This window comes from Bdellovibrio reynosensis, from assembly GCF_022814725.1.
Classification (GTDB): Bacteria; Bdellovibrionota; Bdellovibrionia; order Bdellovibrionales; family Bdellovibrionaceae; genus Bdellovibrio; species Bdellovibrio reynosensis.
Genome location: NZ_CP093442.1, coordinates 3,028,315 through 3,041,137 on the forward strand (window position 1 = coordinate 3,028,315; position 12,823 = coordinate 3,041,137).

The window sequence follows — 12,823 nt, forward strand, 5'->3', positions numbered from 1 at the left end:
ATTTAAAAATTAAATAATTTAGGGCTGGTCCTCGCAGAGGAGGCCCTCCAAACGACGGATTCCGATTGAAGACGTCAACGACATGGAGGTCACATGGGTATTCTTTCATCTCTTTACACGGGTGTGTCTGGTATGACTGCGCAAGGCGAAGCCTTGGGAGTTATCGGGGACAATATCGCCAACGCTAACACGATTGGTTTCAAAGCCAGCCGTGCAGAATTCCAAGATATTATTTCTAAAAACTTAAAAGGTATTCTTGGTGGTAACCAAATCGGTCGTGGTGTGAAGATCGGTGCAGTAAACCCAATCCTTTCTCAAGGTAACGTAGATGCTACTGAAAAAGTAACGGACCTAGCTATCTCTGGTGACGGTTACTTCAAAGTTAAAGGTTCTGATGGCGAGTCTTACACTCGTGACGGTTCTTTCCACTTTGATAAAGAAGGTTACCTAGTAACTAACGACAATCAAAAAGTTCAAGGTTTCGCGGCAGACGAAAAGGGCAATATCGTTAACAAAATGACTGATATCAAATTCCCTCGCGCTCTAGTTCCAGCGAAAGGTACAAAAGAAATCAAAATGGATCTGAACTTGGATTCGCGCATGGAAGCGACTAAGAAGTTCGATATCAAAGATCCATATTCAACTTCGCACTATTCTACTGGTGTTGAGATGTATGACTCTCAAGGTAACAAACACCTTGTTAGCTTCTTCTTCAATAAAACTGCTGACCGTGAATGGGAATTCAAAGGTTTGGTTGACGGTAAAGAAGTTACCGGTGGCGAAGAAGGCATGATGTCTCAAGTATGCGCTGGTAAATTGAAATTTACTGTTGACGGTAAATTAGACAGCCAAGAGACAACTGATTCTAATTTCAACTTCGCGGGTGGTGCTCTTCAAGGCCAACAAGTGAAATTGAACTTCGGTGACGCGATTAAAGACGGCGGTAAAGGTCTTGATGGTACAAAACAATACGGTAAAAACTCTGACTTGATTTCTTGGAATCAAGATGGTGCGGCTGCCGGTACTATCACTGGTCTTTCATTCAATGACGAAGGTACTTTGACAGCGGTTTATTCGAACGGACAAGCTGCTGACTTAGCGCAAATCGCTCTTGCGAAATTCGAAAATCCAGAAGCGATGTTCAAAGTTGGTAACAACCGTTTGAAAGAATCTCGTGAGTCAGGTGCAGCTTCTATGGGTGCTCCAGGCGCTGCTGGTCGCGGTAAATTGTTCGCTAAATCTTTAGAAAGATCGACAGTGGACCTTGCGACAGAGTTCGTAAACATGATCCAAAACCAACGTGGTTTCCAAGCGAATGCGAAGACAATCACGACGACAGATGAACTTCTTAACGAAGTGATTCAGTTGAAACGCTAATAGTTCCTAGTTCTAAATCCTAATACCATGTCGAACAGGCTCCTCTGACCCGGGAGCCTGTTTTTTTTTGGTTCCCATAGAGAAGATTGCTATTTTTTGCTGTTAGCTTTTCGCTTTGAAATCAAAGATTTTTAACGACCCCGTTTGAGACGATTTTTTTGCATTTTTGCCTGATTTGTAACTAGTGTTAGGGTGTCAAGCGCCTATGTGGAGGGTTGGTGTTTCATCTTTGCAATTCTAGAGGGGCTTGCTATTAAAAGTGTGTAATAAAGGTCTGTTTAGTGGGTATAATTAAATTTGTGGCTTCTGTTTTAAAACAAACCTGATATATGCTGGGCCCACGAATTAACTGTACGTAATGGGGGATACTGCAATGAGATGCTTAGTTGTAGAAGACGATAACGAGATCGCAACGATTGTGAAACAAGGATTGGGCGAGCTTGAAGGCGACGTGGAAGTTGAATCCAACGGTCGTCGCGCTTACGAACGCGCTCTTACAAATCAGTACGATATTATTGTATTAGATTTAATGCTTCCTGAAATGGACGGTTACACTTTCGCCAAATCTTTGCGTGAAAAAGAAGTAAACACACCGATCCTAATTCTTAGCGCCCTACGCGAACTTGATGACCGTCTTAAAGGTCTAAGCATGGGTGGCGATGATTACCTTACAAAACCTTTCGCAATGGCAGAGTTGCAAATTCGCGTAAAGAATTTGTTAAAGCGCGCGCAGAAGGCTTCTGAAGTTACTCAGTTGGTTTTCCAAGATTTGAAATTGAATCGTTTAAATCGTGATGTCGTTCGTGCCGGTCGCAAATTGGATCTTCAAGAAAGAGAATTCGTTCTTCTTGATTTATTCATGAGCAATCCCAACAAGATCATCGGAAAACAAACTATTCTAAAAGAAGTTTGGAATTATGATTTCGATCCGCAAACAAACGTGGTAGACGTTTTAGTATGTCGTTTGCGCAACAAATTGGAAAAAGATTTCCCTACACGACTTATTTATACGGTCAGAGGTGTAGGATATGTTCTTAAGTCGTCTTAAGCCGACTCTCTTCAGAATCAGCACTAAACTGACGCTCGCGTACTCTTTAGTGCTGATTCTTAGTTCAACGATCATCTTCAGCTTTCTTTACTTTCAAATTTATAGCACTTTTGAAGATCAAGAACTGGCTTTGCTTGGTGCAAACCTAGCTGAATACAGCAGTCGTGTAGAGAGCCAAGGCACAAAAAATCTAGAAGATTATTTTAAAAAAGTTCCCAACGATGATCATGATCATGCTCTGTTGGTGGCATTGCTTTCTCCGCGCGGGGAGTTGCTTTTTATTCATGAGCCTGAAGCCCATGTCTTTAAAATAGATATCGATGCTTTAAGAACGGAAGTTCTGAATCAAACGAACAACACGTTTCATTTTACCATCGCTGAGGAAGGTGCCGACACTCCAATCTTCGTATTGGGTAAGCAGCTTAAGGATGGAAACTATTTAGCTGTCAGTAAAAGTACTGTGGCTATGGGCCAACAACTTCGCAATATTCAAAGAGTGTTCTGGTGGATCTTGTTCCCAGTTGCACTTGTCGGATTCCTGGGTGGTTTATTTCTTTCTAATAAAACTCTGACACCAGTCCGCGAGCTTCTTACGTCAATGAAGAAGATTGAAAGTGGGTCTTTATCAACGCGTGTTCCAATTGGCGGCGGTGATGACGAACTTGAAGAGCTGAAAATTCTAAATAATAAGATGCTCGATAAGATTGAAGGCCTGGTGAACGGTCTTCGCGAAGCCTTTGACCATTTAGCCCATGATATTCGAACTCCAGTAACAAGACTGCGTGGCAGAGCAGAGCTTGCTCTTATGGCTGACTCTGATGCGGATACTTATCGTGAAGCTTTGCAAAGCTGCTTTGAAAACTCAGATAAGATTTTGAACTTCCTGCAAGTTTTAACAGATATTACTGAGGCAGAAAACCGCAGTAAAAAACTGAAACTTGAAAAGAAGTTCATCAGTGATCTGGTGAACGAGATCATGGATTTGTATGAAATGGCTTTTGAAGAAAAAAACATCAAGGTCATTAAGAAGTTAGATAGTCATGACTGGGCCATGGTGGATGCGCGTCTTATCAGCCGCGTGATCGCAAATCTTTTGGATAATGCCCACAAGTACACTCCAGAAGGTGGCGAAGTGACGATTGAGACTATCAATCAGACTGAAAACGTCATCTTAAGAGTCACCGATACGGGCCCAGGGATTTCACCGGATGAGCACACGATGATTTGGCAAAAACTTTATCGCAGCGATAAGAGCCGCACAGAATATGGCATGGGTTTAGGCTTAACTTTCGTCAAAGCAGTGGTTGAAGCCCATGACGGAAAAGCCTCAGTGAAAAGCCCGGTTAAAGACGGTCGCGGCACTGAGTTTGAAATCCTTCTTCAGAAAATGTCTTAAGTTCCATGGGGTTCATTTTAAAGATCGCACTTCTTATCTTACTAGTCCTCGCTCTTTTTGCAGCGGGGATTTACTATTATCAAGAACGCTTGATCTTTTTCCCTACGGTTTTGCCCGAAGATTATAAGTATTCTTTTGCAAGCTCCCCTGAAGAAATAAAACTTACTTACGACAAAAAAGACGTCTATGCCCTTCGTTTTAAGGCACCAGGGGAATCTAAGGGAATTGTTTTCTTTTTCCACGGCAATGCGGGTGCCCTGGATTCTTGGGGTTACTTTGGCGAAGAATTCGCAGCAAAAACCTCTTGGGACATTGTTGTTATTGATTACCCCGGTTATGGCAAAAGCCAAGGACGAGTTAAGTCTGAAGAAGATTTACGCAATGTTGGTCAACTGTTCATCAATCACGTGACCGAAAATATTTCTACGAAGATGGTGATTTTCGGTCGTTCTATTGGCAGTGGCGTTGCCACGTTCTTAGCAGCGAAAAATCCTTGTGATGGAGTGATTTTAGAAACTCCATTTTATAGTGGAATTGAATTGGCAAAAATACTTTTCCCACAAGTGCCTTCGTTCTTAATTCGGTATGCGTTTAGATCCGATGAATGGCTGTCGTTATCACAAGGTAAAATACTTATTCTGCACGGTACGGAGGATTCGATTGTACCTTATTCTCAAGGGCTAAAGCTTTCCCAAGTTCCTACGGCCCAAGCTTTAAAATTTGTGACGATCCAAGGTGGCGATCATAACAATCTTTCGGATTTTGAAGAATATTGGGACGAAGTGAATGGCTTTTTACAGACTCTTTAAAAGCACCATTGCTGCTCTGTCCTGTAGAGGCCTTCAAAAAATAATTCGGTCATTAAAGTTTGCAGCTCTGTTTCAAATGACAGACTTTTTTTAAACAAAAAAAACTTCAAGATAAAAATTCTTTTACATTGAGGACATCGGTTAAGTTAAATTTTTTCCCGATTCACTAAAACTTAACTGAAATATCTGAGTTTACTTTTATCAAGTAGCACCTGCCCAACGGTACGATGTATTCAAATGATGCTTTGGTAATGCCGCAGTTTTTCATTCTGTTTTCCCATCAAAGTATTTTGTTTTCTGCATCTATATAGAGGGATGTTAAGCGATAAGCCTCATGGAGGCTCCCTGTGGCGAAATCTGATACTGATGTAGTCGTGCAAACCGTTCCTGCAAAAAAATTGAAAGCAAAGGCGTTTAACGCCATTCAAGCCAATTTAAAACCAACGTCTGAATCTAAAGAACAGTTAAGACAGCTTCTGTTCACAGTGAAAGCTGTGCGTCGCGGTGATTTCAGTGTGCGAATGCCTGTGGAAAATGAAGGAATCATCGCCGAAATCGGAGAAGTTCTAAACGACATCATTGAACTGAACGAAAACATGGCCAACGAATTTGTCCGTGTTCGTTCCACAGTAGGTCAAGAAGGTCGAATGAACGAACGTGTCTCCATGGGTTCGGTCAAGGGCGCTTGGTCGACAAGCGTGGACTCTGTGAATCTTCTGATCGGGGATCTGGTGCAACCAACTCAAGAGGTTGCCCGCGTAATCACCTCGGTGGCAAAGGGAGACTTGTCACAAAAAATGTCCCTAGAAATCGATGGCCGTACGGTAAAAGGGGAATTCCTGCGTATCGGTACCACGGTAAATCTGATGGTGGATCAGCTGAATTCATTCGCCTCTGAGGTAACGCGTGTTGCGAAAGAGGTAGGTACTGAAGGAAAGCTCGGCGGACAAGCAGACGTTCGCGGTGCCAGCGGTATCTGGAGAGACTTAACTGATAACGTGAACAACCTAGCCGGCAACTTGACGGACCAGGTACGTAACATCGCAAAAGTAACCACAGCCGTTGCGAAAGGTGACTTGTCACAAAAAATTACGGTTGATGCTAAGGGCGAGATCTTCGAACTTAAGAACACTATCAACGTCATGGTGGATCAGCTTTCATCATTCGCAGCCGAGGTAACTCGTGTGGCAAAAGAGGTTGGTACTGAAGGTCGTCTGGGGGGGCAGGCGGACGTAAAAGGGGTCTCTGGTACCTGGAAAGACTTAACGGATAACGTAAACGGTCTTGCGAATAATTTAACAGCGCAAGTTCGTAACATCGCGAAGGTAACAACTGCCGTAGCAAACGGTGACTTATCTCAAAAAATCACGGTTGATGCCCGCGGTGAGATCTTAGAACTTAAAAATACAATCAACGTCATGGTGGACCAACTTCGTTCATTCGCAGCCGAGGTAACTCGTGTGGCAAAAGAGGTGGGTACTGAAGGTCGTCTTGGTGGTCAGGCAGACGTAAAAGGCGTGTCTGGTACTTGGAAAGACTTAACCGACAACGTAAACGGTCTTGCGAATAACTTAACAGCGCAAGTACGAAACATCGCAAAAGTAACAACTGCGGTTGCAAACGGCGACTTATCACAAAAAATTACGGTTGATGCCAAAGGTGAAATCTTAGAACTAAAAGACACCATCAATACAATGGTGGATACACTTCGTTCATTCGCAGCAGAGGTAACTCGTGTGGCGAAAGAGGTAGGTACTGAAGGTAAACTGGGCGGACAAGCCGACGTAAAAGGTGTGTCTGGTACTTGGAAAGATTTAACAGACAACGTTAACGGTCTAGCAGGAAACTTAACAGCCCAAGTTCGTAACATCGCAAAAGTAACGACTGCGGTTGCGACGGGCGACTTATCACAAAAAATCACGGTTGATGCCAAAGGTGAGATCCTTGAACTGAAAGACACCATCAATACGATGGTGGATCAGTTAAACTCGTTCGCGGCCGAGGTAACTCGTGTGGCAAAAGAGGTAGGTACTGAAGGTAAACTGGGTGGACAAGCAGAAGTTCGCGGAGTTTCTGGAACTTGGAAAGACTTAACTGATAACGTGAATGGTCTTGCCGGTAACTTAACAGCCCAAGTACGTAACATCGCAAAAGTAACAACAGCCGTTGCAAAAGGTGACTTATCCCAGAAGATCACTGTTGATGCGAAAGGCGAAATCTTAGAACTTAAAAATACCATCAACATCATGGTGGATCAGTTGAACTCGTTCGCAGCCGAGGTGACTCGTGTGGCAAAAGAGGTTGGTACTGAAGGAAAACTAGGTGGACAAGCGGAAGTAAAAGGGGTTTCTGGAACTTGGAAAGACTTAACGGATAACGTGAATGGTCTTGCCGGTAACTTAACTGCCCAAGTACGTAACATCGCGAAAGTAACAACAGCGGTTGCGAAGGGCGACTTGTCACAAAAGATCACCGTTGATGCCAAAGGTGAAATCTTCGAATTAAAAAATACCATCAACGTCATGGTGGATCAGTTGAACTCATTCGCTGCCGAGGTGTCTCGTGTGGCAAAAGACGTAGGTACTGAAGGAAAACTAGGTGGACAGGCCGATGTAAAAGGGGTTTCTGGTACCTGGAAAGACTTAACTGATAACGTAAATAGCTTAGCTGGTAACTTAACCGACCAAGTTCGTAACATCGCAAAAGTAACAACAGCCGTAGCAAAAGGTGACTTGTCACAAAAAATCACGGTTGATGCCAAAGGCGAAATCCTTGAACTTAAAAATACCATCAACGTCATGGTGGATCAGTTAAACTCATTTGCTGCCGAGGTAACTCGTGTGGCGAAGGAAGTAGGTACTGAAGGAAAACTAGGCGGACAAGCTGAAGTTCGCGGTGTTTCTGGTACATGGAAAGATTTAACCGATAACGTAAACGGTCTAGCGGGTAACTTAACTGCCCAAGTTCGTAACATCGCAAAAGTAACCACTGCGGTTGCGACTGGGGACTTATCACAAAAAATCACGGTTGATGCCAAAGGTGAAATTCTAGAACTTAAAAACACGATCAATACGATGGTGGATCAGTTAAACACATTCGCGGGCGAGGTGACTCGTGTTGCGAAAGAGGTTGGTACTGAAGGTAAATTAGGTGGACAAGCGGAAGTGCGTGGTGTTTCTGGTACTTGGAAAGACTTAACTGATAACGTAAACATCATGGCATCAAACTTAACGATGCAAGTGCGTGGTATCGTTAAGGTCGTAACTGCCGTAGCAAACGGTGACTTAAATCAAAAATTCGTTCTTGAAGCAAAAGGGGAAGTGGCAGCATTAGCTGAAACCATCAACTCTATGACTGACACGCTTCGTACATTCGCGGATCAAGTAACTACAGTTGCTCGTGAAGTAGGTATCGAAGGTAAACTGGGTGCCCAAGCCCACGTGCCCGGTGTTGCGGGAACTTGGAAAGACTTAACAGACAATGTAAATATCATGGCGTCAAACTTAACGACGCAAGTACGTGGTATCATCAAAGTCGTAACTGCGGTTGCGGATGGTGACTTGAATCAAAAATTCGTCCTTGAAGCAAAAGGGGAAGTTGCGGCCCTAGCTGAAACCATCAACTCTATGACCGACACTCTTCGTACTTTCTCTGACCAGGTAACGACGGTTGCCCGCGAAGTGGGAATCGAAGGTAAACTGGGCGGTCAAGCAAGCGTACCGGGTGCATCTGGTACGTGGAAAGACTTAACCGACAACGTGAATCAGCTTGCCGGAAACTTAACGACGCAAGTTCGTGCCATCGCAGAAGTATCTACGGCGGTAACAAAAGGGGACTTAACTCGTTCAATCACGGTTGAAGCTGAAGGCGAAGTGGCAGCGTTATCTGAAAATATCAATCAGATGATCGCGAATCTTAAAGATACCACACAGAAAAATAATGAGCAGGACTGGTTGAAAACCAACCTCGCTAAGTTTTCGGGTATGATGCAAGGTCAAAGAAGTATTACTTCAGTGGCTCAGTTGATCATGTCTGAATTGACTCCACTAGTTGGGGCCCGCCAAGGCACCTTCTTTATGGTTGATAGCGATGATAAAGGGGAGCCATCTCTGAATCTTATCGCTAGCTATGCCTTCACGGAAAGAAAGCACGTTTCTAATAAGTATCGCCTTAAAGAAGGCCTGGTGGGTCAATGTGCGTTTGAGAAAAAACGTATCTTGTTAACTAGTACGCCAGACGATTATATCGTCATCAGCTCAAGCACTTTCGAAGAAAAACCACGCAGCATTATCGTGCTTCCGGTCCTGTTCGAGGGTGAATTGAAAGCGGTGATTGAATTGGCATCACTAGTGCCTTTCAGTCAGAACTATATCAACTTCTTGGATCAGTTGATGGATTCCATCGGCGTTATCTTGAACATGATTTCTTCAAGCATGCGTACTGAACAACTTCTGCAAGAACTGAAACGTTCAAATGCGGAACTTGAAGCGCAAGCAAAAGAACTAGAAGATAAAGCAAAACTTCTTGAAGTGAAAAACCAAGAGGTGGAACTTGCTTCTAGATCCCTAGAAGAAAAAGCAGAACAACTTTCACTGATTTCTAAGTATAAGTCAGAGTTCCTGGCAAATATGTCCCATGAGCTGCGCACGCCACTGAATAGCTTGTTGATCCTGTCTAAGACATTGGCTGACAACCGCGATAAAAACTTAAGCACAGAACAAGTGAAGTTTGCTTCGACAGTCCATTCAGCAGGTCAAGACTTGTTAGCTTTGATCAACGAAATCCTGGATCTTTCAAAAGTGGAAGCTGGCAAAATGCCTATTGCGCCTAAGTCCGTTCACTTAAATGAGATTCGCGAATACATCGACCAAACTTTCAGACCGGTGGCAGAACACAAAGGCTTGGATTTCACTATCGAGATGGATGCAAATCTTCCGAAAACATTGATTTCGGATGAAAACAGACTTCATCAGATTCTGAAAAACCTATTGTCTAATGCATTCAAATTCACTGATCGTGGTGAAGTGAAACTGCAGATTACGACTGAAAAATCTCATCCGGATCTTATTGCATTCAAAGTGACTGACACAGGTATTGGTATTCCGCTTGAAAAACAAAAGCTAATTTTCGAAGCGTTCCAACAGGCCGATGGTACGACCAGCCGTAAATACGGTGGTACTGGACTTGGTTTAACAATCAGCCGGGAAATTGCGCGTCTATTAGGTGGATTGATCGAAGTTGAAAGTTCACCAGGTGAAGGAAGTACATTCAGTCTTTACTTGCCAGTGAAGTACACAAATTTAGATCAATTTTCCGCTAAAGAATCAAAAGCAGAGTTGCAGTACACGTCGAAGCTTCCCGAAGGAGCTGACTTTACCGGTAGAAAAATCCTCATCGTTGATGACGACGTTCGAAACGTCTTCGCACTTTCTAGCGTTCTAAAAATGCGTGGAATGGAAGTGATCTTTGCTGAAAACGGCAGTCAAGGTGTGAATACGTTGATTGAAAATCCTGATACCGACCTGGTGTTGATGGATACCATGATGCCAGAAATGGATGGGTTGGAAGCAACTTCAGCTATTCGTCAATTACCAGGTTTCGAAGATCTGCCGATCATCTCTTTGACTGCTAAAGCGATGAAAGGCGATCGTGAAAAATGTCTGGCGGCGGGAGCTTCCGACTATGTCACAAAACCTGTGGATGAAGGCCATCTGTTATCAGTGATGTATAACTGGCTTAATTCTAAAGTCACATTGACTGTGAACTAGGAATGTTTATGTCTAATGTCGATGTTTTAATAGTAGACGATAGAATAGACGGCTTGATCGCACTTGAAGCCGTCTTAAATCAGCCGGATATCACGTTAGTAAAAGCTCAATCAGGGCAAGAAGCCCTAGATTTACTTGATCACTATGATTTCGGGTTGATTTTGCTTGATGTGCAAATGCCGGGCATGGATGGTTTCGAAACGGCTTCAAGAATTCGTCAGCATCCCCGCTATAAACTTCGCCCGATTATCTTTGTCACTGCTATTAACAAAGATGATCAGTACATTTACAAGGGTTACGAAGTCGGTGGTGTCGATTACATTTTTAAACCTTTTGAGCCGCAGATTTTAAGATCCAAAGTTCAGGTTTTTGCGGATCTTTATCGCAAAGCTCAACGTCTTAGAGAACAAACCGAAATCATTCGCGAAAGCGAACGTCGTGAAAGATATTTGCGCTTAACCGAACTTGAACTTGAAAGCTTAAAACGTTACCGCAATCTAGCCAATGCGATTCCCCATGTAGTATGGAGAGCAAAAGCGGATGGCGGCATGGAATACTTCAATGAATTTTGGTCTAGCTACACAGGTTTTTCGCAAGAAGCCAGCGTGGGATCAGGATGGCAGCTAGCCATGCATCACGATGATTTAAAAAACTTTCTAAAGCTTTGGCTTGGTGCCATGACTGAGGGATGTGCGTTTGAATCGGAATGCCGAATTATCGACAAAGATGGTAACTATCGTTGGTTCTGGATTAAAGCTGTTGCCGAGCTGAACTCTGCTGGGCAAATCATGAACTGGTTAGGTACTTGTACTGATATTCACGACCGGAAGATGACGGAAATCCGGTTGGTCACAGCAGAACGGGAAGCAAAAGCTGCCAATCGTGCGAAAACAAGTTTCCTAGCAAACATGAGCCACGAAATAAGAACTCCGATGAACGTGATCTTAGGTTTCACGGAACTGATGCTTGATAGCAATCAGACACACGAAAAGCGCACTCAATGCATTCACACGGTCCAAAGAAATGCGGGTCACCTTTTAAAAATTATCGACGAAATCTTAGATATTTCTAAAGTCGAATCAGGAATGATGACGATAGAAAATATCGACGTTAATTTCGCGACGCTTTTATCTGATACCAATGCCTTGATGCAATTACCGGCAAAAGATCGTGGCATTGAATTAAAGTTTAATCTGCGTTCGCCAATTCCAAGGTTCATTAAATGTGATCCGACTCGTCTTCGTCAGATTATGAATAACCTGATTGGTAATGCGATTAAGTTTACTCCGCATGGAAGTGTCACTATCAGTGTGGAATGGCTTCCGGATCAGGGGCAAAACGGCCGTAGCCTTTTACACATCCACGTGATCGATACGGGTGTAGGAATCAAGCCTGAAAACGTCGAACGCTTATTTAAACCTTTTGTTCAGGAAGATGCTTCTACAACCAGAAAGTTCGGTGGAACTGGTTTGGGTCTTTCGCTTTCTCGCGAATTAGCTAGAGCATTAGGTGGCGATATTAAATTGATCGCTTCTGAGTCTGGCAAAGGCAGCCACTTCATGATTGAAATTGAAACGACTTCAACTAAAGAAGCCCCTTTCTTGGAAAATCTTGAATTCAATATTTCAAGCCGCGGCGGAAAAAGCATTAAGATGGACAACCGTCTGCACGGAATGAAAATTCTTTTGGTGGAAGACGTTGCCGACAACCAAGCCTTGATGTTGCATTTCTTAAATATCGCAGGTGCAGACGTAGAAATCGCCAGCGATGGAATTGAAGCCATCGAAAAAGCTTCATCGAATTATTACGACGTTATTTTGATGGACGTGCAGATGCCACATATCGACGGCTACGAGGCGACTCGTCAACTGCGTGATAAGGGTTATGATGGACTGATCATTGCCTTAACGGCCCATGCTCTGCCCGAAGAAAAAGATCGCAGTATTGAAGCCGGCTGTGATGAACATATAACTAAGCCTATTCAGTTTAATGAGTTGGTGGAACTGCTTTTGGACCTGCGGTCTGAAATGAGATTTGTAGGTGAAGAGCGTGTCCACTAAGATTCCAGACGATGTATATGAATTTATAAAACAGAATGTTCATTCTGTGGCCCTTCTGGAGATGCTTTTGATGATGAAGCAAAACCCAGATAGGGAGTGGAGTGCGCGTGACCTTAGTAAGGAAATGCGCACTAACGTAGATTATGCAGCCTCGCAATTAGCTTTCCTGGCCTATAAAGGCTTCATTAATCCCACGGACGACGTTTGTTATAAATATCATTCTGAATCTCCATACAAGCCCATGGTTGATCAGCTCGAAGAATACTACAATCTTCACCGTCCTTCGGTGATTAACTGCATATACTCCCAACCTATTGATAGCATTCGTGGCTTTGCCGATGCCTTCAAAATTAAAAAGGACTGAA

7 protein-coding genes are annotated in these 12,823 nt (G+C 43.4%); all 7 read left to right on the forward strand.

The genetic code is table 11. From position 1 onward, the window contains the following. Window positions 1-93 precede the first annotated feature (93 nt). Window positions 94-1,377, forward strand: a complete 1,284-nt coding sequence (locus MNR06_RS14300; protein ID WP_243537043.1) for a flagellar hook protein FlgE — start codon at window positions 94-96, stop codon at window positions 1,375-1,377. Window positions 1,378-1,750: 373 nt separating this feature from the next. Beyond that, entirely contained in the window at window positions 1,751-2,425 is a 675-nt protein-coding gene (locus tag MNR06_RS14305; RefSeq protein WP_243537044.1) for a response regulator transcription factor, read from the forward strand. Next, window positions 2,406-3,821 carry a sensor histidine kinase gene (locus MNR06_RS14310; RefSeq protein ID WP_243537045.1) on the forward strand — a complete coding sequence of 472 codons (1,416 nt, stop codon included), beginning with the start codon at window positions 2,406-2,408 and terminating at the stop codon, window positions 3,819-3,821. The genes MNR06_RS14305 and MNR06_RS14310 overlap by 20 nt, the downstream gene beginning before the upstream one ends. A 5-nt stretch (window positions 3,822-3,826) precedes the next feature. Beyond that, a complete protein-coding gene (locus MNR06_RS14315; protein ID WP_243537046.1) occupies window positions 3,827-4,630 on the forward strand; it encodes an alpha/beta hydrolase in 804 nt (267 codons plus the stop codon). Window positions 4,631-5,052: 422 nt separating this feature from the next. Then, window positions 5,053-10,398, forward strand: a complete 5,346-nt coding sequence (locus MNR06_RS14320; protein WP_407933225.1) for a HAMP domain-containing protein — start codon at window positions 5,053-5,055, stop codon at window positions 10,396-10,398. An 8-nt stretch (window positions 10,399-10,406) separates the two neighbouring features. Then, window positions 10,407-12,458, forward strand: a complete 2,052-nt coding sequence (locus MNR06_RS14325) for a response regulator (RefSeq protein ID WP_243537048.1) — start codon at window positions 10,407-10,409, stop codon at window positions 12,456-12,458. 70 nt (window positions 12,459-12,528) lie between these two features. Further along, window positions 12,529-12,822 (forward strand): hypothetical protein, encoded by a 294-nt coding sequence (locus MNR06_RS14330; RefSeq protein ID WP_243537049.1) that lies wholly within the window; start codon window positions 12,529-12,531, stop codon window positions 12,820-12,822. Window position 12,823 lies beyond the last annotated feature (1 nt).

Excerpts from the sequence above, each read along its gene's own strand:
- MNR06_RS14305 (WP_243537044.1), top strand. The coding sequence starts at position 1,751 with ATGAGATGCTTAGTTGTAGAAGACGATAACGAGATCGCAACGATTGTG.
- MNR06_RS14310 (WP_243537045.1), top strand. The coding sequence starts at position 2,406 with ATGTTCTTAAGTCGTCTTAAGCCGACTCTCTTCAGAATCAGCACTAAA.
- MNR06_RS14315 (WP_243537046.1), top strand. The coding sequence starts at position 3,827 with ATGGGGTTCATTTTAAAGATCGCACTTCTTATCTTACTAGTCCTCGCT.
- MNR06_RS14300 (WP_243537043.1), top strand. The coding sequence starts at position 94 with ATGGGTATTCTTTCATCTCTTTACACGGGTGTGTCTGGTATGACTGCG.
- MNR06_RS14330 (WP_243537049.1), top strand. The coding sequence starts at position 12,529 with ATGATGAAGCAAAACCCAGATAGGGAGTGGAGTGCGCGTGACCTTAGT.
- MNR06_RS14325 (WP_243537048.1), top strand. The coding sequence starts at position 10,407 with ATGTCTAATGTCGATGTTTTAATAGTAGACGATAGAATAGACGGCTTG.